Annotated in this window: 21 protein-coding genes; 8 read left to right on the plus strand and 13 right to left on the minus strand. The window is 46.4% G+C overall.

Translation table 11 applies throughout. The features are described from left to right. Positions 1-9: 9 nt before the first annotated feature. Positions 10-1,182 (plus strand): GNAT family N-acetyltransferase, encoded by a 1,173-nt coding sequence (locus GV030_RS06885; protein ID WP_159581126.1) that lies wholly within the window; start codon positions 10-12, stop codon positions 1,180-1,182. A gap of 1 nt (position 1,183) precedes the next feature. Here GV030_RS06885 and GV030_RS06890 read toward each other — a convergent pair whose 3' ends face one another. The 5 genes from GV030_RS06890 to GV030_RS06910 form a co-directional block, all read right to left on the minus strand. Further along, positions 1,184-2,422, minus strand: coding sequence for a carbohydrate porin (locus tag GV030_RS06890; RefSeq protein ID WP_159581129.1), 1,239 nt, complete (start codon positions 2,420-2,422; stop codon positions 1,184-1,186). A gap of 57 nt (positions 2,423-2,479) precedes the next feature. Further along, positions 2,480-3,142 (minus strand): ABC transporter ATP-binding protein, encoded by a 663-nt coding sequence (locus tag GV030_RS06895; protein ID WP_159581132.1) that lies wholly within the window; start codon positions 3,140-3,142, stop codon positions 2,480-2,482. Between the two features lie 133 nt (positions 3,143-3,275). Further along, positions 3,276-3,914: an alpha/beta hydrolase gene (locus tag GV030_RS06900; RefSeq protein WP_159581134.1), complete on the minus strand. Its 639-nt coding sequence runs from the start codon at positions 3,912-3,914 to the stop codon at positions 3,276-3,278. Then, a complete protein-coding gene (locus GV030_RS06905; protein ID WP_159581135.1) occupies positions 3,911-5,155 on the minus strand; it encodes a DUF819 domain-containing protein in 1,245 nt (414 codons plus the stop codon). Before GV030_RS06905 ends, GV030_RS06900 begins: the two co-directional genes overlap by 4 nt. Then, positions 5,152-5,778, minus strand: a complete 627-nt coding sequence (locus GV030_RS06910; protein ID WP_159581137.1) for a CoA pyrophosphatase — start codon at positions 5,776-5,778, stop codon at positions 5,152-5,154. Before GV030_RS06910 ends, GV030_RS06905 begins: the two co-directional genes overlap by 4 nt. A gap of 189 nt (positions 5,779-5,967) precedes the next feature. Here GV030_RS06910 and GV030_RS06915 point away from each other — a divergent pair, with 189 nt between their 5' ends. Beyond that, the gene (locus GV030_RS06915; RefSeq protein ID WP_159581139.1) at positions 5,968-6,681 is read left to right on the plus strand and encodes a hypothetical protein; all 714 of its coding nucleotides are present in this window, start codon (positions 5,968-5,970) and stop codon (positions 6,679-6,681) included. 2 nt (positions 6,682-6,683) lie between these two features. Here the strand turns inward: GV030_RS06915 and GV030_RS06920 are convergent, their stop codons facing one another. The 3 genes from GV030_RS06920 to GV030_RS06930 form a co-directional block, all read right to left on the minus strand. Then, complete coding sequence (locus tag GV030_RS06920) at positions 6,684-7,676, minus strand: tetratricopeptide repeat protein (RefSeq protein ID WP_159581140.1); 993 nt, start codon at positions 7,674-7,676, stop codon at positions 6,684-6,686. A gap of 90 nt (positions 7,677-7,766) precedes the next feature. Further along, positions 7,767-8,498, minus strand: a complete 732-nt coding sequence (locus GV030_RS06925; protein ID WP_159581142.1) for a head GIN domain-containing protein — start codon at positions 8,496-8,498, stop codon at positions 7,767-7,769. 51 nt (positions 8,499-8,549) lie between these two features. Further along, positions 8,550-9,065: a DUF255 domain-containing protein gene (locus tag GV030_RS06930; RefSeq protein ID WP_159583667.1), complete on the minus strand. Its 516-nt coding sequence runs from the start codon at positions 9,063-9,065 to the stop codon at positions 8,550-8,552. A gap of 359 nt (positions 9,066-9,424) precedes the next feature. Here GV030_RS06930 and GV030_RS06935 point away from each other — a divergent pair, with 359 nt between their 5' ends. From GV030_RS06935 to GV030_RS06945, 3 genes are all read left to right on the plus strand, one after another. Further along, entirely contained in the window at positions 9,425-10,888 is a 1,464-nt protein-coding gene (locus tag GV030_RS06935; RefSeq protein ID WP_159581145.1) for an IPT/TIG domain-containing protein, read from the plus strand. A 74-nt stretch (positions 10,889-10,962) separates the two neighbouring features. Then, positions 10,963-13,359, plus strand: coding sequence for a TonB-dependent receptor domain-containing protein (locus tag GV030_RS06940; RefSeq protein ID WP_159581148.1), 2,397 nt, complete (start codon positions 10,963-10,965; stop codon positions 13,357-13,359). 14 nt (positions 13,360-13,373) lie between these two features. Further along, a complete protein-coding gene (locus GV030_RS06945) occupies positions 13,374-14,417 on the plus strand; it encodes a DUF4249 domain-containing protein (protein ID WP_159581151.1) in 1,044 nt (347 codons plus the stop codon). Between the two features lie 80 nt (positions 14,418-14,497). Here GV030_RS06945 and GV030_RS06950 read toward each other — a convergent pair whose 3' ends face one another. From GV030_RS06950 to GV030_RS06965, 4 genes are read right to left on the minus strand one after another with little or no spacing between them, the layout of a single operon-like run. Further along, entirely contained in the window at positions 14,498-15,379 is an 882-nt protein-coding gene (locus GV030_RS06950) for a DUF4340 domain-containing protein (RefSeq protein WP_159581154.1), read from the minus strand. 36 nt (positions 15,380-15,415) lie between these two features. After that, on the minus strand, positions 15,416-16,921 hold the full coding sequence (locus GV030_RS06955; RefSeq protein WP_159581157.1) for a Gldg family protein: 1,506 nt from the start codon (positions 16,919-16,921) through the stop codon (positions 15,416-15,418). Positions 16,922-16,933: 12 nt separating this feature from the next. Further along, positions 16,934-17,659: an ABC transporter permease gene (locus GV030_RS06960; protein ID WP_159581160.1), complete on the minus strand. Its 726-nt coding sequence runs from the start codon at positions 17,657-17,659 to the stop codon at positions 16,934-16,936. 2 nt (positions 17,660-17,661) lie between these two features. Next, positions 17,662-18,585: an ATP-binding cassette domain-containing protein gene (locus tag GV030_RS06965; protein ID WP_159581163.1), complete on the minus strand. Its 924-nt coding sequence runs from the start codon at positions 18,583-18,585 to the stop codon at positions 17,662-17,664. Positions 18,586-18,852: 267 nt separating this feature from the next. Between GV030_RS06965 and GV030_RS06970 the strand changes: the two genes are divergently transcribed. Next, on the plus strand, positions 18,853-19,479 hold the full coding sequence (locus GV030_RS06970) for a hypothetical protein (RefSeq protein WP_159581166.1): 627 nt from the start codon (positions 18,853-18,855) through the stop codon (positions 19,477-19,479). A gap of 114 nt (positions 19,480-19,593) precedes the next feature. Beyond that, entirely contained in the window at positions 19,594-20,097 is a 504-nt protein-coding gene (locus GV030_RS06975) for a metallophosphoesterase (protein WP_159581169.1), read from the plus strand. A gap of 4 nt (positions 20,098-20,101) precedes the next feature. Here the strand turns inward: GV030_RS06975 and GV030_RS06980 are convergent, their stop codons facing one another. Further along, on the minus strand, positions 20,102-21,730 hold the full coding sequence (locus GV030_RS06980; protein ID WP_159581172.1) for a M28 family metallopeptidase: 1,629 nt from the start codon (positions 21,728-21,730) through the stop codon (positions 20,102-20,104). Between the two features lie 169 nt (positions 21,731-21,899). On the opposite strand from GV030_RS06980, the gene GV030_RS06985 reads away from it, so the two are divergent. After that, entirely contained in the window at positions 21,900-22,790 is an 891-nt protein-coding gene (locus GV030_RS06985) for an ATP/GTP-binding protein (protein ID WP_159581174.1), read from the plus strand. Positions 22,791-23,374: the final 584 nt, after the last annotated feature.

Genomic DNA, 23,374 nt, shown 5'->3' on the forward strand with positions numbered 1-23,374 from the left:
ACTATAGCTATGAACAACAAGATTAAGATTATTGAAGTATCAGAACCTAAACATGTTGAAAGGTTCTTACAGCTTCCCGAGAAGGTATACCAGGGAGACAAGAATTGGATCAGGCCTTTGGACAAAGACATTGAGCAGGTATTTGATCCAAATAAAAACAGTTTTCATAGCCACGGCATCATCACCCGGTGGATCGCAATGTGTGGAGACACTTGTGTTGGCAGAGTTGCGGCTTTTGTCAACTTCCGAACGGCCAACAGCTTTAAGCAACCAACCGGAGGCATGGGTTTTTTCGAATGCATTCACTCACAGGACATTGCATTCTCACTCTTTGACACCTGTAGAGATTGGCTAAAGGAGTTTGGCATTGGTGCCATGGATGGGCCAATCAATTTTGGGGAAAACAATGCATGGTGGGGTCTGGTGGTGGAAGGATATGAACCTCCCCTGTATCGTAATAATTATAACCCAAGCTACTATCGGGACTTCTTTGAGCGGTATGGCTTTCAGACCTATTTTGAGCAGTATTATTACAATTATGACTTCAAAAAAGGGCTCTCCCCCAGATACTATGAATTTGGCCGGAGACTGGCGCAGCGGGAGGAATATCACTGCGAAAATGTAGACCTGAACAACATCGAGAAATACGCCGATGATTTCAGGGAAGTCTACAATCAGGGCTGGAAAACCCATGACAACTTTAAGGAAATGAAAGCCAAACGAGCACTTTCACTTTTCAAAACCATGAAACCAGTGATCGATAAAGACCTGATATGGTTTTTGTATCACAATGATCGACCTATTGGGTTCATTATCATGATTCCCGAACTCAACACGCTTCTGAGAAACTTTAGACGAGGCAGATTCGGAATCATTCAAAAGTTGCAGCTCAAAATAGGGCTTACCATGAAAATGTGCAAAGTGGCTTACGGATCCGTTATTGGGTTTATCCCGGAGTTTCAACACAAAGGTTTGGAAGCGTTACTTTTCTACCACATCCACCAAAAGCTTGTGCCTGAAGGTAAATATGAAACATTGAAAATCGGTTGGGCCGGAGACTTTAACCCGAGAGTGGTTAACCTTTATCAAAAACTCGGATTCAAAAAAGTGCAAACTTCCAGAACCTACAGGTACCTTTTTGACCCATCAATGCCATTTGAAAGAGCTCCGATCATACCATAGCCTACCAGGCGCCGCCTAACGATGCCTGGATCAATAAGCCAATAGCAAGGGAGTTTTTGATCGAGGCATCGGTATTGGGGTTGATAATGTATTGCACATCCGGCTGAATGGTAAGCCACGTCCTTAATGGAAACGAGTAGGTTAATTCCAATGCCGTTTCTGCACGCTCATCTTCAGGTGAATGCTCAAGTCGTGCTTTGCCATTGATGGCTGTAGAGAATGCCAGGCCAACATAATCCGTTTTCTCACTCAATGATCCTGCAAAAACTATCCCCCCTGAAATGGCCGACCCAATTCGGTTTATACGATCATTAGCCACACCATACCGAACAAACATAGAAAGGTACCTGTCGTCGTATTTGGAGTAAAACCAATACTTCTGTGCGCCGATATAGGCTCCCCAATTGGGCCTATAAAAGGTACTATCCCCAAGCTCCGGAAATTCTGCTGTATACATCCAGCCACCTACATTTATTTTATCATTTGTTGGGATATCCCGGTCGCGTCCCACTTTTTTCCTTCTGGTGGTATAGTTTCGATTAATCCTGTCTGGAACAGCTGATGACAGGTAAACCGAATGTTCCATGGCAATCAGTGCTCCATCCTCTTTAGAGAGCGCAATTCTGTTCGATTTAAGGTCAGCGGGGTTGCCAGACACTCCGTCAAGAATCGCCAATCTGACCCGCCACTGGTCGGTAATGGAAGAACTTAACCTCAGGCCTAAAGAGGATATAGGGAAGATGGAGGGCCCATTGAGGCCACTCTGCGCGTACTCCGCTCCTATCCCAAATGAACTATTGATAAATATGGTGCCGGGCCGTAAAACATCAAACTCCGAGTTGAGATCATATAGACCAAAAAGTGCAGACAGCCGATCATTCAGAAAATTTTCCTGAATCCAGACTTCAAACAACCTCCAGGAGGGTGCAGCCTGGATATTGCTGGCAACCTGAAAATCACCCATATAATCGGTCGCCTGACCGCCATGATTTCCCAGTCCGTAAAAGAAGATAGACAGGCTCTCCTCCCAATCAAACAACTCATTGATATTGAGTTTGGCTGTTACATCCGCATTGTCCATATAGACAAATCCCTGATCCAATCCTCCGCTGAGATTAGCCCAGGGCAAGGCAGAATAAACAATTTCATATTCCAGAAGATCTGAAGAACTGTTCTGAGCAACTACCAGGTGGCTGGTAAGGCTACAAAATACCAGCAGGAGGTTTTTTAGGTTAGTCATTGGTCTCCTAAAGAACCGCAATTTTTTGTAAAAATCACTAAAAAAATTTTGTTGGTTTTAACGCTTCAGTGCACCGTCCTCCAGCTCGATTACACGACTTCCATATTCAGCGAATTTCTCATTGTGGGTTACCTGAATGATGGTCATCCCTTCCTTATTGAATTGCTTGAGCATGTCCATAACCTCCTCACCCTGAGATGAGTGTAGGTTACCAGTGGGTTCATCTGCCAAAAGTAATTTGGGCTTGCCCACGATGGCCCGGGCCACACCTACCAGCTGCTGCTGGCCTCCGGACAGCTGCTCCGGAAACAAATCCTTTTTAGCCACCATGTTGAACCGATCCAGCATCTCGGCCACCATACTAGCCCGCTCCTTGCGCTTCACCCCACGGTAAAGCAGCGGGGTCTCTATGTTTTCATACACAGTGAGTTCATCTATGAGGTGATAAGCCTGAAAAATGAAACCAATATGCTCCTTGTGTATTCTGGAAGTCTTACGCTCACTGAAAAGATGAACAGGCTCATCCAGAAAGTAATACTCCCCCTGCGACGGCTTATCCAGCATACCGATGATGTTCATGAGGGTAGATTTTCCCGAGCCACTCGGCCCCATGATGCTCACAAACTCTCCTGCCTGGATCTCCAGGTTGATCCCTTTCAGAATGAATACCCGCTGGTATTTGGACTCAATGTATTTATCTACTTCATTAAGCTTAATCATATGATCTCCGTGATTTTCCTACAGGCATCAAACGTGATACCAAAAAGTTAACTAACTGAAAATGTACTCTTTAAAAAACAAGCAAACCAACACTTGCACTAAAATAGGACACCATGTGTTCTTTTTCGCACACTCACAGCGCATTTATTAAGTCGGCCTTCACCTCATGCACGCCCTCAAACCCCCTTACCTCTGCCTCCACCCCGAGCGCAGCCCGAACTTTACTGACCTGATCCTCTTTCATCCCTGCCTGATAAAAAGGATCATTGGAACCCGTGAAATATTTCACCGAAACGTTCTGGTCGCAAAAATCAAAATCAGCACGCTCGAGCTCCGGAGGAAATGTGCCTGCCCAGAGAATCATCTGCTCGAAGGGCAGTTTGGCATGTGCTGCGTACCTGCACATGGTAGCCACCCCTTGCGAAAACCCAAAGTAAACCAGCCGTTTATCTGTCCAGTCAATATGGTGGGCACGGAGCACTGCATCGATGTATGCTTTCTGATTGGCAATCTCAGTGAGTCGGTCCTCACTAGTCATCCAGCTGGCCCCCACCCGGCCACTAAACCCCTCCAGATAGGTCTTGGAAATACCCTGTGGCGCAATGACGTAGTTCTCTTCCGGATTCAAGCCTTCAAACTTGCGCAGGAAATACCTGGAAAGTTGTCCATAGCCGTGAAATACCAACCATATGCGCCGGGTGTTTTCGGTGAGCTCATTGAGCACTCCATATGGCGTGGTATGCTGAAACGTGATGTGACGTTGCTCCATCATGGTGATACTGCCCCCATCAGAAGGCCACACAAATATGCTCCGTAAGTCCCCAGCACGTAGCCCAACACTGCCAGCAAAACACCTACTGGCGCCAATGCCGGATGAAAGGCAGCCGCTATGACCGGAGCAGACGCAGCACCGCCTACGTTGGCAGTACTCCCCACCGCCACAAAAAAGTATGGCGCCTTGATCAGCTTAGCCACAATGGTCAGCAGAATTACATGAAAGAGCATCCAGGTAAGCCCCACCAGGAACAACCCCGGATCATCAAAGACCGCCATGATGTCCATGTGCATGCCTATGGTGGCCACCAAAATATAAATGAACACGCTTCCTATTTTTGACGCACCGGCACCCTCCAATTCCTTGGCCCTGGTAAAGGAAAGAAACACCCCTAATGTGGTGGCGATAACGACGATCCAAAAGAACCCTGAGGTAAGACTGTACTTATCAAGGAATGGAAAATGCTCACTGATGGTCGGAGCAATCCAATCACTCAAGTAATGGGCTATTCCCGTACAAATAAACCCGATCATCAATATTTTCATCAAGTCGGTGAGCGTAGGTATTCTGGCATTTTTCAACTGAAAAGCCTCCATTTTTTGCTTCATGGCCTCTATGGCAGAAGCGTCTGCCTTCAATTTTCTATCGATGTATTTAGAATACCCGATACCGGCCAGCAGTACACCCAACCAGGTGTTACCAACAATGATGTCTACTGCCACCATTTTGGAAAACAGCTCACCATTTACCTCAAATACTTCTTTCATCGCCGCCTGATTGGCCCCACCTCCGATCCACGAACCAGCAATGGTGGTCATGCCGCGCCATACTTCATTGGGTGGAGGAGCCGAGACCAGCTCTGGTGCTATGTAGGAGAAAAGCAGGATGGCAAAAGGGCCACCCAGCACAATACCCACAGTGGCCGTAAAAAACATGATCAGCGCTTTCGGGCCAAGCTTTACAATTTCCTTCAGGTCGACACTGATGGTGAGTAAGACCAGAGAGGCCGGCAACAGATACCGTGACGCTACAAAATAAAGTCGCGAGGTGCCCGGATCTATGATCCCGAAAGTCCCCAGAAGTGAGGGTAAAAAATAGCACATGAGCAGGGCGGGCACCACGGCATAAAACTTCTTCCAAAAGGTGCTTTCACTCGAGGATGTCGTAAAGACAAAACCGAGGATGAGCATGATGATGCCAAAAATAACCGCATCATTGGTCAATAGGGGTTCATTCATAGGTCTTCTATTATTGCTGCAAATTCACTTAGCATCATGGCTGTGGCTCCCCATACCACCTTATCCTGAATATCAAAATATGGGGAATGAAGGCGGTACCCGTGGGCAGTTACGATTTCCTTTTCCTTGAGCCTGCTTTTGTCCAGGAGCTGCGACAAAGGGGCTTCAATGATTTCGTCCACTTCCACCTCGTCTGGTATAAATCGGGGAATCTCCTTCGAAAAACCGACATAAGGTACAATCAAATGATTGCTTGCCGAAACCATAAATTCACTCAAATGTCCTATTACGCCAACCTGTCCAGGCTCCACTCCTATCTCCTCCTGGGTCTCCCTCATCGCCGTAACTTTCAGGTCACCATCGGTCTCCTCATACCGGCCACCAGGCAAGGCCATTTGACCACTGTGTACCCCATCATAAAGCGGCCGCTGAATCATTGGAAACCATATCTCACCTTCTTTTTCATACAAAAGGATCAACACCGCGCCCTTTCTGGGCGCCCTATCAAATTTGAAATTTACCCGATTCCCGGTAGAGAGTTTTGGGCTCATCAGGTTATGTGCCTGCGCACCGGGCAGTGGTTGATTGAGTTTGATCCTTAGTTTGTTGATAAGCGCCTGCATCCTGGCAAAAGTATTTTATTTATTGAAAACTAAAATTTCACAGCCAGTGCTGGGAAATGAGGTAACTTCTTGGCCCTCAAACAATCCCATTAAATCACCTCTTATAATCCTAACATTGACCACTAAGGCGAAATAGTCATTTTCTTTTCCTTAAAGAATTTTTATATTGCTGTACACACTACCTGACTAATGAACGACCTACCTATCTACATCAGCCTTACTTTTTTCGCTTGTGTCCTCGCCTCCTTTGGTTTTATCTACTACGCAATACTGACAGCCGCTGGTCCCAAGAGCAATATTCCCCTTTTTGCGATCACTTTTATGGCCGTTTGGATATTTGTCACTTCGCTGATGACCATCAATGGTTTTTTTCAGGACTATGAAGCCATGCCCCCCCGGTTGATCATGATGGTGCTGATCCTGGTCATCTTTATCATCAGTCTGTTTCTGATTCCGGCCACAAGAAATTTCCTGAATCAAATGCCCATCACCACCCTCACTTATATTCACATTATTCGGGTACCTGTGGAGATTGTACTTTGGTGGCTTTTCATCAATGGAGTGGTAGCAGAGTCCATGACTTTCGAGGGGGTCAACTTTGACATCCTTTCTGGCATCTCAGCGCCGTTTGCCGGGCTTTTTCTGGTGGGCCTCAAAAGCAAAAGCAACATAGCTGCCATCATCTGGAACCTGCTGGCTCTAGGGCTGCTGGTGAACATTGTGGCACGGGCCATATTGGCTACCCCCTATTTTTACGACCCTGCGGTGTACGAGCAACCCAATATTGCCGTCTTCTATTTCCCTTATGTATTGTTGCCTCTTTTTGTGGTACCTGCCGTATTATTCAGTCACTTGGTTTCACTCTATCAGCTCATCTTCTTAAAGGAGCCGGAAGAGGATTAAACCTAGCGACAGTTGAGTTCCCAAAGCCTCTGAGAGGATGCCTCATGATTATCGATGCCTTGCTTCCAGGACTCACATGCCTGCGCTAGCTGATCTTGTTCCAGGTAAGCTTTTCCAAGAAAAGAATACACCTCATCCACAAATTCAGGCCGGTTGATCACTTCCTGAAACAAGCGAATGGCCTGCTCCGGATCTCCTGATTTCAAAAAGTAGATTCCTTTATTCCGGTAGGCCCAGGCATTGGAAGGATCGATCAGAATGCTCCTATTGATGTCCTTAGCGGCCAGGTCCAGCTCGTTCATCTCCAGGTATATCTGTCCGCGGTTATTCAGGAAATAGGGTTCTGAGGGCTGAATATTCAGGGCCTGGTTCACGGTAGTCAGGGCATTTTGATAATTCTCCTCCTTTAAATAAACCTGACTGAGCGTGTTCAGCGCGCTGGCCTCATTGGGATATTTCAGCAGCACCTCATTCAGGAGGGCTTTGGCACTGTCCATTTGCTCCTGAAAATAGTAAAGCGTGGCCATATTGATCAGGGTCTCCTGATTGGCCGGATCTAGCTGCATAGCCTTTTGGAAGCTGCCCATGGAAGCCGAATACGCCCTGAGCCTGGAGTGAAGCAATCCCTCATAGAAATACACATAAGCAGAGTCTGGAAATGCTTTCTTCACAATCATCAGATCTGAGAGGGCATCCTCAGTTCTGCCCACCCGCTCATAGGCATAAGCCCTATTGAATATGGCATCATAATAAGATGAGTCCAGCAAAATGGCCATGTTGTAATCCTGAATGGCTTCATAGGCGTGATCATCCTCTATGCGGGCCACCCCCCTGTTGTTGTAAGCACGGGCAAAATCCTTATCAACGGCCAGGGCCTGAGTATAAAACCCTACAGCCTTATCGTATTCGCGTGCTTTCAATGCAATGTTTCCCTGCAAAAAAAATCGGTCGCGCTTCACTTCCTCACTGGCGCAGCCCAAAAGGAATAATCCCAAGACTAGTATTAATTTATTCATAGGTACAAATAAAAATAGCCCGCTGATAAAGCGGGCTATGAATCAATAGAAATCAATCTATTTTAACTTTTAAGATCTTTTTACCGAGCCTCCACTGCTGCTATCGCTATTGGTGTTTTTGGGAGACCCCTGATATCGGATGCTGGCACCACTGCTGGCACGAGCCGTTAGCTCACCATTCACCGTCACCTTGATGGACGCACCGCTGCTGGCTCTCAAGTCTGCATCCTGGCACACAAGGTCATAACCATCAATATCTCCAGAGCTACTCGCACTACCATCGAGGTTTCTCACCTCTCCTGATATGTTCACTTCTCCTGCACTCGACACCTCAATGTCGATATCATCTGCATATACCTCCAGGTCCACATCTCCGCTGCTGGAGGCATCCACCTCCACCTGATCTGCCTTTACAGCCACTTTGATGTCACCAGCGCTACTGCATGATATCTCGAAATCACCTTTGGCCTGCACCATCCCTTCTACCCTGATAGAGGCTGCCGAAGAGGCTTTCAATGCGCTGAGGTCTACAAAGGTGACATATACCTTCACATCTACATTTCTATGGTTATCACCTTCCAGGTGAATTTTCAGGGTGCCACCGGATACATCAGTAAGCACCTTATCCACAGAGATACCATCTGCTTCTATGCGTGCGGATTCACTGCTTCCTTTTGTGAGAAACACATCAATACCTTCCTGGGCAGTTACTTCCGAAAAAGAAGAAAGGTTTCTGGTGGATTGGGCCATCCCGAAAAAAAGGGTCAGGGCCGCCAACAAGGTTAAGGCTATTCTTTTCATATGAGTTGTTTTTCTTTTAAGGACTCACCAGAATCCCAGGGGTTGCATCTTCTACAAAGAAGATTGATAATTCTTCTGAAAATCTTCCCATTTGGTGTTTTTGAACTTGTCGCCACCGATGTATTTCAAAATAGGATCCAGTGATTTAGCATTCATATACCCCGGGATTGGCTGGATGATTCTGAGATTCTCATCCATAAAAACCGTAGTGGGATAGCTGAGTTTGTTGTTGGTCAACGCCGCAGCCAGTTCGTGGACTCCACGTTTGCCCTGAGGAATAAACTTAAAAGTATGGCCATCAAATTCGATGGATTCGGTTTGTTCAGCATTGAACTTTACGGCATAGAAGTTCTTACTGATGTATTCTGCCACGTGAGTATTTGCATAGGCATCCCGGTCCATTTTCTTACACCATCCACACCAATCTGTATAGATATCTATCAGCAATTTGCGAGGTTCTTCTTTGGATTTGGCCACAGCCTCCTCAAAACTTAGCCACTCAATCTCCTGGGCATGAACAATGCTCCCCGAAAGGATAAGGATCAGATAAACGAACAGATTCTTCATCAACTTTTTCATAACAACTCAAATGTATCAAATTAAACCAAAATCCGGATTCTATAGTTCTTTCAAAGTACTTCTAACGGTCCATTTCTCCTAAAGTACATCCCGTTGAATGCATTCATCCCAAAAAATTACCACTTAAATAATTCCAACCTGATGAGTTCATGTTCGGTTGAATTGAAGAGTGCAATTAGTTACCTTGCCGTTTTTTAACGGAAAAGAAAGAACAGAAATAAAAAAACACCAATTTCGTTGAAATATTTTCACAAATAAGTAGTGGTTTTTACAAAGGTGATTGTTCTAGAAAGTTACGATTTTACCTTATTTAGTTCTGGTTTTTCTCCATTTTCCAAATAAAATATATGCAGAAAATAATTTACGCACTTCTTATAGCCGGTTCACTCAGTGGCTGCTTTTTCAATGAAATCACCGACTCAGAAACAGTGGTGCTTTTAGAGGATGTGATTTATGTATCAAGCAATGACATTCGGCTGCTTGGACGACTCTATTCTCTGGAAGGTACCGCAAGCGATCATGGATTCGAATTTTCGAAAGATGAGACATTCTCTGCTCCCGAGGTAGTTTCTTTGGGAGAGAAAAAGACGGTTGGTTTATTCTTCTCGGAGTTCAACCTGCTGGAAGAAAAAACAGCCTATTACTACCGTGCCTTTGTCATCTCCGGCAACAATAAGTTCTACAGTGACATCAGAAGCATTAGCACCTTTGAAGGTTCCGTCAATACTGTATCGTCACTTTATGGAGAATCAGGTGATCAGATTGAAATCATCGGCACCAACTTCACGACTGAGATGAGTATTCTTTTTGGTGAAACTACAGCCGTTGTTAAGTCAAGACTTGGTGGTTATAAGTTAAAAATAGAAGTTCCGGGCCATCAAACAGACTATCGCGTGCCAGTTTACGCCAACTTTGATGGAAGAAAGGTACTGGTCGATACATTTGAGTATAAAACTGGCAAATGGACCAAGTTGAGTGCACTTCCCTTTGGCAGAATGACCAATGCAGCCGTAAGGTACAATGGCAACTCGGCTTCTGTTTATTTGGGTGCATTTTCTCCGAGCGAGAAAAATGGCGACATCTACAACTATGATTTTACAGCCAATAGTTGGGGAGCGCCTACTGCACTTGCCGACGAAGAATACTTTGTAGAAGGGGCATTCTACACGCCCAATGGCTTTTTTGGCGCTGGTGCTACACGCATCATTGAAGGGTTTTCAGGGTTTATATATACCCTCACTGATCGGTTTGGTAAATTGGAAAGCGATGGCACCATTACGGATCTTGGGTCTACACCAGTTTCGGGTGTAAAACCTCTGGCCTTTTACGTCGATCAGGATTTGATCGTGTTGGGTGGACTTAACAGTGGAGAGGCCATCTGGCGATATGCTGATAGCGAATGGTCCTACCTGGGCCAGCTACCTTTTGCAGTCAACACCACAGTACCAAATACCTATTACAATGGCTCAATCTACCTCTTCAACACTGAGGACAACACGGTCTGGATGTATGATCTTTCTACGCTGGAGTTCACTAAGTTCACTGATTTGAGCATGAATGTTCAATCCGGTGCCTCCTACTTCCTCAGCGGTAAATTCCTGATATTCGGCCTTTTCCCATTCCAATCAGCCATGTACCAGTTGAATCTGGAAACGGGCGAGGTATTGATAAAGAACAATTTTGAAGGAATGGCATCACTATCCACCGACATTCAATTTACGGAAGGTGGAGACCTGTACGTTATCAGAGGTGCTTCCAGTACTGAAAGTACCGAATTCTGGAAGTACCAACCGTTTACTTTTAAGCAATAGTTATTTCAATTGAATATGGTAATCGAAAAAACCCATCCTATGGCTCTTGTTTCGCTGACTTACTAGACTAGAAAATGAAAATAAAATATTTAGCATTGACCTTATTTATCAGTCTGTCCATGACGGCAGTGGGTCAGGATATCATCACCATCAATGGAAAGGAATTCTCCGGCAACAAGGGATATATCTACGGTAAACTCATGGACAAGGAAACCGGTGAGGACATCATAGGGGCGATCGTTTCCATTCCTGCAGAAAAGGAAGCTACCGTCACAGATATTAACGGTGAGTTCAGACTCAGGTCTCCAAAGGGCGAAATCATCCTTGAGGCTACTTCGGTAGGTTTTGAAGTGAGTACCTTCAGAGCCCGGGTGCTGGGCTCTGGTAACTTCCGACTGTACCTTAAGCCGGCCATGACACAACTGAGCGAAGTGGTGATATCCGGCAGTAAAGGAGATGCCAATGTGAAGAGTACAGATATCGGCAAAAACTCGCTCTCTATAGAGTCTATTAAGGAACTTCCCATGGTCATGGGTGAAGTAGATGTGATTAAATCACTCACCCTGCTTCCCGGAGTTAGTACCAATTCTGAGCTTTCCACGGGTTTCAACGTACGTGGAGGTGGATCAGATCAAAATTTGGTACTTCTTGGTGATGTACCTATTTACAATCCCGCTCACTTATTCGGCTTTTATACTGCATTCAATGCAGATGTGGTAGACGATGTTTCTCTCTACAAAGGTGGCGTACCGGCCCGATATGGTGGTCGTGCCTCATCAGTACTTCACGTGAAGTATCGGGATGGAGATTACGACAAGTGGAAGAGTAACCTATCCATTGGTGTGGTAAGCTCTAAACTGGCCATTGAAGGGCCCATCATCAAACAAAAGCTTTCGGTTTTGGGTAGTGTGAGAAGATCTTATCTCAACTACACACTTAAAGCATTTGACGATCCGGATATTCGGGAAAGTTCTGCAGGTTTCTATGATTTCAACGTAATCGCCAACCTCAAACTGAACAACCGAAATAAGCTCACTTATTCCATTTACAAAAGTTCTGATAACTTCAATCTGGCTGGTGATACAGTCTACCAATGGGTCAACTTCTATCAGGCGGCCAACTGGTATCACAGCTTCAGTGATAAATTCAGTTTGAAGGCTACAGGAGCCCTGAGCACCTACTCCAATACCATTGAAAACAGAAGTTTGGTCAACCCTTACAAGCTCAATACTGAGATCAACAATCAGATTCTCAACCTGGACCTGGAGTATATTTTCAATGATCAGGCTTCCCTTAATGCGGGTGTAAATTTCAACCGGACGATGCTTCAGCCCGGAGAACTAAAACCCAACGACCCTGAAACGAGCACAATTAACGCAGAAAAAGTTCAGGAGGAAAAGGCCAATGAAATTGCTTACTACCTGGATGCTTCTTACGAGATCACACCCAGGCTGTCAGTAACCGGAGGAATTCGGTACAATACCTACAATTATCTTGGAGGGCACACGATCTACTATTACGAACCTTATCGTGAAAGAATAGAAGAAACCATCGTGGACTCGCTACACTTCGGTGACAATGAATCCATACAGACCTACTCTGGTTGGGAACCACGCTTCACGGCGCGTTACACGCTCTCCGACATGTCTTCGATCAAGTTGGGCTACAACAGGATGTACCAGTACATTCAGCTGATCTCAAACACTACGACCATTGCTCCAAATGATATCTGGAAACTCAGTGACAACTACCTGAAACCGCAGATTTCCGAACAACTCTCTCTTGGATACTTCCAGAATTTTAACAAAAACAAATTTGAAACCTCGATAGAAGGCTTCTACAAGGAGATTGACAATGTGGTAGATTACAAAGATGGTGCAGCGCTGTTCCTTAACGACCATATAGAAACAGAGCTCAACTCAGGTCAGGGCAGATCATACGGACTAGAGCTGTACCTTAAAAAGAATTCTGGTGGGAGGCTCAAAGGCTGGATCAGTTATACTTACTCCCGAAGTTTAAGAAAGATCGAAGGACCTTATAAAACTGAAACCATCAACGGCGGTGACTGGTATGCTGCCAACTACGACAGAAAACACAATTTCACGAACGTGCTTATCTATCAACTGCCTAAGAAATGGGAATTCTCATCCACCTTCACTTTTAAGACAGGACAGCCTATCACCTACCCGGCGGGTAAGTTTGAATACGGAAGCAGTGTTCTGTCCTTGTACACTGACAGAAACACAGAAAGAGCTCCATTGTACCACAGATTGGACATCTCCTTCACGAAGAAGTTTTATGTCTTTGAAAACAAGAATGCAGAATTCAACTTCTCCGTTTATAATCTTTATGGAAGAAAAAATCCATTCTCAGTATTTACACAGGATGTTGTAGGGAGTCCTCCTCAGGCCTACCAGCTGGCAGTACTCGGGGTTCCGTTCCCGTCGATTTCATTTACCTTTTACCTTTAAGTCTTGAATAGAAGATGAAAAACTTAACATATATATTAACACTAGTCACCATCATCGGATTGAATGCCTGTGTTGATCCCCTGGACGTCAAGACTGACTCTTTTGAGGAAGTCCTGGTGGTAGAAGGAAGAATCACCACAGAGCTAGGGCCTCATCTGATCTACATCACCAAAAGCGCCAAATACGGAAGTATTTTTGAAGGCGTAATCACCCCGGTGGATCGCGCAGATGTAGCCATTAGAGACAATGAAGGAAACACTACCGTTTTGACCTTTCAGGGAAACGGATTGTACGCTACCCCAGCTGATTTTCAGGCGGTAATCGGCAAAAGCTATGTTCTTAACATTGAAATTGGTGACAAGATCTATAATTCCACACCGGAGACTGTGGAGTCTGTGAATGTACTGGACACGCTCTACACTGTGTACAATGAGTATCCATATCTCAATGAAAATGACATACTCAATTACAAAATTGGAGTGGACGTTTACGCGAATTATGAAAAGCAGGAAAACACATCCAACTTTTACTTATGGGATTATGATGGTACTCACTACATCAAGACCTTTCCTGAACTCTATGAGCGCCCAACACGAAGAGGTCCTGTACCAGCACCCAAAGACTGCTGTGCAGATTGCTATAAATATGAGGAAAATACCAGCATTATCATTTCATCATTCCCTCTGGGAAATAATGAAACCGATGCTAAACTGTTTTTTCTCTCGGATAATGGGTATCGGTTTATAGATAAGTATGTGATGACGCTTAAACGATATTCTTTGTCACTTGGAGCCTATAAGTTCTATGAATTGATACAAAACCAATTGAGTATTGATGGTGACATCTTCGATCCACCACCAGCCTCTATTACTGGAAACATTATCAACATTAATGATATTGACGAGCTGGTAGTGGGTTATTTCTATGCCTCGGATGTAGCGTTGGATACACTAACCATCGAGAGCTCCATGCTGGACAGGATCGCAGTATTGCCTATATATCCTGATGACTGCAGAGTGCTCCCTAACACCACCACGGTAAAGCCAAGCTTCTACTGATCTCTTCAATGGAGGGGATTAAAAAAGGCCCGGATCAGCAAAGCTGATCCGGGCCTTTTTTTTTGTTGAATGATTGTGCGCTACTCTCCCAGAAAATAAGATTTTCCCTTGAAAATCTTGTCGGTCACGGCAGAGTCCTGCCAGTATTCATCTTCATTGTACGAAGAGCTAAACTGATCATTACCGTAAGCCGTCACCTGAATATCGTTCCCACCATTCAAGCCAATCACCAGGTCGTAAAGCACCGGTGCTCCACTGCGCTCAGCAAAGTTCTTGCTATTAACAAATGTCAAGGACTGCAGATACTTTACAACGGAGGCTGAATCCGCCGCCATTTCACCAAGCTGCCACTTTCCATCAACTTTGTCTAATGTAAAAGCGCTGTCCGAGTAATTGAAAGCAATGCTGGAAACAGAATCTTTCACTAACCTCACCACGTCATCATTGCGGTAGTCAGCAGAACCTGTGCCAACGCTCATCTTCATAAAATCCTTCGCCACATACACATCTGCCTCCTCATTGAGCCTGACGTATGAATAGAACGACCGCTGCCCCTCCACATTGAAGCGACCCAGGATGATATCCAGCACTTTGTCTGATCCTTCATAGGCGATCACCCTGGTACCCGCGTCATCCACCTGAAAATCCTTCCAGGAGTCCTCTGTGCGTGATGCCAGCCTGCTGGGCTTGATCTGCTTCAAGTTGTTCATCAATGCCTTGACAGTGTTTTTATCAGCTTTTTTGAGCTGGTTAACCTTCCATTCACCTGACTCCCTGGTAAGCACTGTAGTGTCACCAGGACTCAAGATTTCCAGTTTACTCACTTTGGCAGTATCTATCTCCACCAGGCTGGATCGGAAGGTTTTGCTGCGTCCGGTATTGCCGGTATATTTCACCACCAAAAACACACCCACCAGCACCACCAACACCACCAATAACCTCACTATTTTCTTTCCTTTCATGCTACAATTGTTTTTTCCTTTTCATGAATTCAAGTTCTATTCATAATTGCCCTGCATCCACTTCTGGCGCTTTCGCTGATTCATTTGCTTTCTGATAAAAGCATAGATCAATATCAGCAAAATTGGGGCAAAAACATTACCATACTTAATCATGGCCTTGCTACTGTCCTCTACGCTCTCCAGCGGCCTGGAGGTGATCCCTTTGGTACGAAGATCAATCAGTCCGGTATCATCTGCAATCCAGTCGATCATGTTGGATGCCAGGTTAATATTGTCCTGATTCTGCTGCTGAGGCCTTTGTCCCTCACCATTCACACAGAAAGTACCATTGGCAGCCACACCCACTCTGGCTTTGCCATTATCAAGACCGGCTACCAGTATTTGAGCGCTCTGTGGAAAATCCCGCTGTGCCCACTTCTTTTGAATATCGATGTAGGATGGCGGTGTGATCAGACCGGAGTTCTCCGAAGAGTAGACCAATGGCACCTGTGCCCATGAGGTGTCAGAACTGCCAAAAGAAAGCGGACTCACAAAAGGGAACATCACAGACTCTAATCCACTGGTAATGGCATGGTCAGCAAAATTGTTGACCATAGGAAAAAAAGGAAATTCCACCTGCGAATTGATGGTGAAAAATCCCTGACGCTGCTGCACGTTTACAGAAGCGCACTGCGCATCCACCACAAACTGATCGCCCAGCACCAGCCCTTTCCGGCCAAGCCACCCTTTCAAACCTACATCGGTCGTCTTGGAGAGTAAGCCCTGTTGCAAATCTCCCTCCACACTGCTGTGTGCTATGAAAATCCCTCCGCCCTGGTTGAGGTAACGATCGAGCTTGGAAAAGTCACCCGGGCTCACAGAGTCTTTGGGGTTAATCCAGATCAGCGCCCGGTAATAGCCCGGAACCGCTGCGGTATCTCTCAGCCGAAATGGCTCTACCTTGTAGAGCACTGAGAGCTGGTCCATTAATTGTGGGAGGGCCTGTAAGGTAGGCTCACCGTAGCCCTGGATCAATCCCAGTTTTGGCTTATCCGCTATAGACACTTTCTTGATAGCAGTAGTAATGGCATACTCCATGGCCGCCCCCGGCTGCACAAGGGGAATTACCTCTGTGCGGTCATCCATCTTCAGTACGGCGCCCATGTAGGCACGCATCTGCTGCACCTGATCCCGCTCGGTCACATTGATCATTACCGGACTCACCCCATTTTGTTGGGCGTCGCGCTCAGCTTCCTCATTTTCATTGGGGTTTACAAATTCGAAAACGATGTTACCCTGCGAACGATTTTCATACTCCACCAACTGATCCTGAAAATCCTGCCTGTTCTTCATGAGCTGAGGCGGCAAGTCTTCAGAAAAATAGGCTTTGACCGTAATCACCCCATTCAGCTCATCGATGACCTCTTTGGTCGCTTCGCTGAAGGTATATCTATTGTCCTCGGTGAAATCGAGTCTGAAATAAAGCTCATTGGAAATCAGATTGGCCACCAGGATGATCGCCAACACAATACCCAATTGTATAATTATGTTTTTTCGGTTCATCTCTAAATGTGTTTATGATTGCCAGTTTCTTTTAGAAAGCATCACTTGTGAGAGAATCACGCCCGATGCAATAATGGAAAAGAAGTAAATCAGATCCCGACTGTCCACCACTCCCCTGCTCATGGACTCAAAATGTGTACTCATACTCAGGTAACTGAAAAGCTCACCGAAGAAGCCCCTCACGGATCCTCCAATCACATCAAACAGCAACTGAAAGAAAATACCAATGGACATGGCCATCAGAAAGGCTACAATCTGATTTTGAGTGATACTACTTGCAAAAAGTCCAATACTGATGTAGCTGGCAGAAAGAAGGATGAGTCCCAAATACCCACCCAGCACAGCTCCATCGTCAATGTTGCCCAGCTGAGAAATGGTGATGTAATAAGGCAGTGTACAAACCAGTGCAATGATCACCAGGATGAAACAGGCCAGGAACTTTCCCCAGACGATCTGGCTATCTGAAACCGCTTTAGTAATCAGTAATTCTATGGTGCCGGCCCTGTTTTCTTCAGCGATCATCCGCATGGTGATGGCCGGAATAAAGAAAAACAAAGACCAAAAAGCGATGCTGTAAAAAACCTGCATACTGGCCTGATTGATCAAAAACACATTGGTGCCCACCAGCCAGGTAAAAGTGCCACTCAGTCCCAGAAAAAGGACGATCATGACATACGCAATCAGCGAATCAAAAAATGACGCAAGTTCTCGTTTTGTTATTATCCAGACTTTGCTCATAGTTATTTCGTTAGTTTTTGAAATACATCTTCCAGTCTGGTCTCCAGACCGCTCATTTCCATGAGATACCACTTATTCTGTACACACAGATCAAAAATCTCCTTCCTGGAAGTCAGGTCAGGCTTGCTTTGCACATTGAACCAGCCCGCCTTGCCATCCAGCGGCATCACCTTCTCCACAGAAGGAAGCCCTCTGACAGCTGTCTCTACTTTGGCAGGATCAGCCTCCACATGAATCTTTAACAACTCCTGCCCCTGAGACTGACTTCTGAGTGTGTCTGAAGTACCATCAGCTACGATCCTACCCCTGTTGATGATGAGAATGCGATCACAGGTGGCCTCCACTTCGGAGAGAATGTGGCTACTCAGAATCACTGTTTTCTCCTTGCCCAGGTCTTTGATCAGCTTCCTGATTTCCACGATCTGGTTAGGATCAAGACCAGTGGTAGGCTCATCCAGAATAAGCACCTCAGGATCATGGATCATCGCTTGCGCCAGACCCACTCGCTGACGGTATCCCTTAGACAGCTCGTTGATGTTTTTGTGCTTCTCCCGATCCAGGCCACATCGCTCAATCATCTCTCCGATGCGTCCGGCAATGGCACCCTTCGGCACCCCTTGAATTTCCGCTGTGAAACGCAGGTAGTCGATGATAGGCATATCCAGGTACAAGGGATTGTTCTCTGGCAGATAGCCAATCTTCCGCTTGATCGTTTCTGGATTGGTGTGGATGGAGTCATCATCCAGCCGCACATCTCCGGAAGACGGTGCCATAAAGCACGTGATGATCTTCATAGTGGTACTTTTTCCGGCTCCATTGGGACCCAAAAAACCCACTACCTCTCCCGTTTTGATCTCAAACGATATGTCATTCACTGCTTTCTGCTCACCATATTTCTTGGTAAGGTTCTCTACTATTATTGACATAGGTTCATTGAATTAATCATAGAATTATCTAACTAATAATCACTAAGAACTTTAATAATATCGCCCGCAAGTATAACATTCCTGCCTGTTTATGTCAAGCCGAAAAACCTGTTAAAAAGTGTTAAGAAATGAATGAATCGCCACTTTACCGATGCGGATTGGTCACAAAACCACCACTCGTTTTTAACATCAGTGACCTTTTCACCAACTCCCATTAATAGGAAATCTCAAAGCAATCCGTTATTTTGTATAACCTTGATCTACGCGATGAGAACTTCTGCATGCTTAAAGGCTCTTCCCTTCCTTCTCTTTCTTGGGGGCTGTGTGATGCACAACAGGATGACCTCCCCTGTCGCCTTACCAAAAGAGCAGCAATCCTGGACCTACGGACTGGTAGTTGACCCCATTTTGGCCAGTGACGATGGAGAAGTATTTGGCTTTCAGCCCATCATCAGTTATCGGGCAGGCCTCGACAAAGGAAACGAACTGGGTGTGACCCTCTACGGGGTGTACCTGCCTGGAGCCGTCATAGATCTGAAGCATCAGTTTTATCAAAATGGCAACTTCACTTTTTCAGGTGATGCGGCACTTTATGGTGGAGCCTTACGACCTTTCGGGCTGCAATATGACTTGCTCTTTGGGAGCCAAAAGTTTTATGGACTGGCGGGAGTCAATGTGGACTTCACCTCCTTCACCAACTACCCGGCGGCTAAAGTCATCGGGATCGGCTCGGAGGTGCCCGGCAAACGGGGGTTGGGGTTTCAAATCACCTACGCCAATCGATTGGTACCAGACGCCAATGATCGCTATAACTGGTTGATGATAGGACTTAAAATGGATTTCAGAAACAGCAAGAAGAAGTTCAGAGACCCCGCAAAGCAGATAAAGGAATAGCTTGCCCAAAGGAGCTGATCCCTTACCATTTTCCCTGAATAAGGTTTGCTCATTGGCAAGCTTTTACCGGCTTTGTCTTTTCCTATCTAACTTGCAGTTCAATCTTTTATCAACATGCGTATAGGCATCATTTCAGATACCCACAGCTACCTGGACCCGTCCGTCTTTAAGTATTTCAGCCAATGCGATGAGATCTGGCATGCCGGAGATATCGGAACACTGGATGTGCTCCAGCAACTGGAAGCCTTCAAGCCCACCATGGCCGTATTCGGCAATGTAGATGGGCACGATGTGCGAGCCGCCAGCCCCGAAGACCAGGTGTTTGTGCGTGAGGGAAAGAAAATTCTCATGACGCACATTGCCGGGAGTCTGCCCCGTTATAATCCCCGGGTGCGTGACCTGATCAAGACCCATCAGCCCGATGTGCTGGTATGTGGACATTCACACCTATTGAAAGTGCAGCCAGACAAGGCCAACAACCTGCTTTTCATCAATCCCGGAGCCGCCGGAAGGCATGGCTTTCACAAAATAAAAACCCTCCTGCGTCTGGAGATACAGGAGGGTAAAATTCAAAATCTGGAAGTGGTAGAGCTAGGCCCCAGAGGCCAGATCTCTTGATCCACTAATTTCCTTCACGGATGGCTTTAAACTCGGAACCTTCTTTCCACTTGGGCCACTGATCCGAATTGGCCAACTGCCAACCCAACTCATAAAACAAGCTGGCATCTTGCAGCATTCCTCCAAAACGCCACTCGGCTGCATCAAACTCGTCTGCAGGTCGGTGATATCGGTTGGTCAGGTATTCATTGGACATCTCCTCGATATACTCCACGCCCTTGGTCATGTGCTCGTAGGTACCACTGGCAAACATGGCCGGGATACCCACTTTGGCAAACTGAAAGTGATCTGACCTAAAGAAATACCCCTTGCCCGGCTCCTGGTCAGGCATGATGTACCTCCCCTGCTGGGTAGCGATGGCTCCCGCCAGGTCATCAAGCTCGGACTGTCCGTAGCCCACTACGGTAAAATCCTTCATGAGACCGAAGTAAGTCAATCCATCCATGTTGATATTGGCCACCGTCTGCGCAGGTGGGTAGATCGGTGTCTCTGCATAATATTTAGAACCCAAAAGCCCTTGCTCCTCGGCAGTTACTGCCAAGAACAGCACGCTACGCTTGGGCTTCTCAGGGTTGGAGGCATACGCTTTGGCGATGGCCAAAAGTGCGGCTGTGCCAGAGGCATTGTCGTGCGCACCATTATAGATGCTGTCTCCATCAATAGGCTGGCCTACGCCCAGGTGATCCCAGTGAGCCGTGTAAAGCACATACTCATCGGGCTTCTCCGTGCCCTTCACCATGGCGATCACGTTTTTGGATGACGCCCTTTTGATTTCATTTTTGATGGTAACACTGGCTGTCATATCCAGCGCTGTAGGGGTGAAATCTGCACTACGCGATTTTTCCACGTAGTTTTTCATGTCCTTGCCTGAGGCTTCAAAGATTTTGATGGCCGCCTCGCGGGTGAGCCATCCTTGTACCAAAGGCTTGTACTGACCGGCCGTCTGATCCAGGTACAAGCTCGCGCCCGACCAGGAGTTTCTCACCACCAACCATGGGTATCCCGCTGGCGCCGTATCGTGGATGATGAATATCCCTGCCGCACCCTGTCGGGCAGCTTCTTCATATTTGTAAGTCCAGCGGCCATAGTAGGTCATGGTCTGTCCTTTGAAAAAAGTGCTGTCGCCACTCCCAAACCCGGGATCGTTTACCAGTACAATCACTGTTTTCCCTTTCACATCCAGTCCCTCATAGTCGTTCCAGCCATACTCAGGTGCCACCACTCCAAAGCCGGCAAACACCAACTCAGAGTTCTCCAGGGCACTGACCTCCTCCACACGTTCTGTATAGGCCACAAACTCATCACTTACATTGAGTGATACGCTACCATTGGCTCCGCTAATCTCCAGTGTAGGTGAAGGGCTTGCATTGAGCTCTACCATAGGCACTTCCTGAAAGAAGCTATCACCATTGCCAGGCTCCAGTCCGTAACTTTTAAATTCATTTTCCAAATAGGCAAGGGTTTTAGTCTCCCCTTCTGTGAATGGTTTTCTTCCCAGAAAATTATCAGAAGCGAGGATCCGCACATGGTTGGCCATAGCCACCGTATCCACAAGAACCTTTTCTGTGGTCTGCTGATAACCTTCACAGGCCATCAACCCTCCCAAAACCAATAAACCATAGTACTTCTTCATAGTGCTTTTCATTTTTGCTTCCGGAATTTGCTCATTTTTTTCAAGAGACTAAAATTCTCTTCCATGAACTCCTGAATTTTACTTTGAATGGTTAAAATCAGTAAATTGAAACCAAACATTGCAAATACACAGCTTGTTCATCCACAAAACCTACAAAACACCTATGATCATGAAACAAACTATCTACCTGGCACTGGCGCTCCTCGTGGTGGCCTGCAGTCAGCCAAAATCAAATGAGGGCGAAACGGCCTCCTCAGAAACAGCCGAACCTACTTTGGGGCTGGAAAAGCTCTGGGCTACTGATACGCTACTCACCACCTCCGAGTCAGTCATCTATGACGAAACCAACGACGTACTCTATGTCTCCTGCATCAACGGCGCACCGCCAGATGCCCGGGATGAAGATGGATTTATCGCCAAAGTGTCACCGGCAGATGGCTCCATCATAGAACTACAGTGGGTCACTGGTATGGATGCACCCAAAGGACTGGGGCTCATCGGCAGTACCCTGTATGTGACGGATATAGATGATATCGTGGCCATAGACGTGACTACCGGAGAAATCACGCAGAAAATAAACGTACCCGATGCGGTATTCCTCAATGACATCACCACAGACGATGAAGGCAACGTGTACTTTACCGACTCTGGTGCCAACAGAATCCACAAACTGTCGGCCGATGGGGAGCTTTCCCTGTGGATAGAAGATGCGGAGATTGGCGGGCCCAATGGCCTGCTGGATGATGGTGACCAGATGATGATGGTGGCCTTTGGCAAGGGCATCTTCAATACCATAGACTATGCCTCCGGCACCATCACACAAGTGACAGACTCACTACAAGGTGGTGACGGGATAGAGAAAACAGGCGAAGACTACCTGGTCTCCAGCTGGCATGGCCGGGTGTTTTATATAACTGCAGCGGGTGAAACCACCAAGCTGTTGGACACTAGTGAAGACGGGTCCAACGCAGCAGATATAGAGTTTATCGCCAAGTCCAATACCCTGCTGGTGCCTACCTTCTTTGGCAACCAGGTCGTGGCCTATAAGCTGACGAAGTAAACTCTCAGCAAAAGACCTTGATACAGCCCGCTTCCCTCCCGCGATCTATGGCGGAAGGGAAGCGGGCTTTTTATGTGGGCTTGGTTGATGAGGATGTCTGCAGGTGTCCCGATAACTATCGGTTGAAGCAATCCGACGTAAAGCTCTGAAAGGTTTACATCTTACTTCTATAATTCAATGGGCTCTCGATAAGAAATCAATTAGCAAACCAGATGGAAAGCTTACACTTCAACTCAAGGAGGATTGCTTCGGCACTCCCTGTGGTCGCTTCTCGCAATGACGTAATACAACGCCCCGTTCATTGCGAGGCCCGATAACTATCGGGGCGAAGCAATCCTCCGCTAGTCCTTTTATGCCCACATACGCTTTTCCATCCTTCAACACGGTGGTTTAACCACTTACCCAAGATGACAATCGGCACGCAGGTTGGCAATGCTTTGTCACCCTGAGCTCCGTCGAAGGGTAAGACAAAGCTCCCAGAGAAATCATTGCTCACCAATCCCTTCCCTCACGTGCAAATGATAATCGGTGAAGTCATTGCGAGGCCCGATGACTATCGGGTGAAGCAATCCTCCGGTAGTCCT

Source organism: Marinoscillum sp. 108 (assembly GCF_902506655.1).
GTDB classification, from domain to species: Bacteria; Bacteroidota; Bacteroidia; order Cytophagales; family Cyclobacteriaceae; genus Marinoscillum; species Marinoscillum luteum.

Excerpts from the sequence above, each read along its gene's own strand:
- GV030_RS06975 (WP_159581169.1), top strand. The coding sequence starts at position 19,594 with ATGCGTATAGGCATCATTTCAGATACCCACAGCTACCTGGACCCGTCC.
- GV030_RS06905 (WP_159581135.1), bottom strand. The coding sequence starts at position 5,155 with ATGAATGAACCCCTATTGACCAATGATGCGGTTATTTTTGGCATCATC.
- GV030_RS06890 (WP_159581129.1), bottom strand. The coding sequence starts at position 2,422 with ATGACTAACCTAAAAAACCTCCTGCTGGTATTTTGTAGCCTTACCAGC.
- GV030_RS06965 (WP_159581163.1), bottom strand. The coding sequence starts at position 18,585 with ATGTCAATAATAGTAGAGAACCTTACCAAGAAATATGGTGAGCAGAAA.
- GV030_RS06910 (WP_159581137.1), bottom strand. The coding sequence starts at position 5,778 with ATGCAGGCGCTTATCAACAAACTAAGGATCAAACTCAATCAACCACTG.
- GV030_RS06930 (WP_159583667.1), bottom strand. The coding sequence starts at position 9,065 with ATGAAGAATCTGTTCGTTTATCTGATCCTTATCCTTTCGGGGAGCATT.
- GV030_RS06900 (WP_159581134.1), bottom strand. The coding sequence starts at position 3,914 with ATGATGGAGCAACGTCACATCACGTTTCAGCATACCACGCCATATGGA.
- GV030_RS06970 (WP_159581166.1), top strand. The coding sequence starts at position 18,853 with ATGAGAACTTCTGCATGCTTAAAGGCTCTTCCCTTCCTTCTCTTTCTT.
- GV030_RS06955 (WP_159581157.1), bottom strand. The coding sequence starts at position 16,921 with ATGAACCGAAAAAACATAATTATACAATTGGGTATTGTGTTGGCGATC.
- GV030_RS06985 (WP_159581174.1), top strand. The coding sequence starts at position 21,900 with ATGAAACAAACTATCTACCTGGCACTGGCGCTCCTCGTGGTGGCCTGC.
- GV030_RS06885 (WP_159581126.1), top strand. The coding sequence starts at position 10 with ATGAACAACAAGATTAAGATTATTGAAGTATCAGAACCTAAACATGTT.
- GV030_RS06950 (WP_159581154.1), bottom strand. The coding sequence starts at position 15,379 with ATGAAAGGAAAGAAAATAGTGAGGTTATTGGTGGTGTTGGTGGTGCTG.
- GV030_RS06945 (WP_159581151.1), top strand. The coding sequence starts at position 13,374 with ATGAAAAACTTAACATATATATTAACACTAGTCACCATCATCGGATTG.
- GV030_RS06895 (WP_159581132.1), bottom strand. The coding sequence starts at position 3,142 with ATGATTAAGCTTAATGAAGTAGATAAATACATTGAGTCCAAATACCAG.
- GV030_RS06940 (WP_159581148.1), top strand. The coding sequence starts at position 10,963 with ATGAAAATAAAATATTTAGCATTGACCTTATTTATCAGTCTGTCCATG.
- GV030_RS06935 (WP_159581145.1), top strand. The coding sequence starts at position 9,425 with ATGCAGAAAATAATTTACGCACTTCTTATAGCCGGTTCACTCAGTGGC.
- GV030_RS06915 (WP_159581139.1), top strand. The coding sequence starts at position 5,968 with ATGAACGACCTACCTATCTACATCAGCCTTACTTTTTTCGCTTGTGTC.
- GV030_RS06980 (WP_159581172.1), bottom strand. The coding sequence starts at position 21,730 with ATGAAGAAGTACTATGGTTTATTGGTTTTGGGAGGGTTGATGGCCTGT.
- GV030_RS06960 (WP_159581160.1), bottom strand. The coding sequence starts at position 17,659 with ATGAGCAAAGTCTGGATAATAACAAAACGAGAACTTGCGTCATTTTTT.
- GV030_RS06925 (WP_159581142.1), bottom strand. The coding sequence starts at position 8,498 with ATGAAAAGAATAGCCTTAACCTTGTTGGCGGCCCTGACCCTTTTTTTC.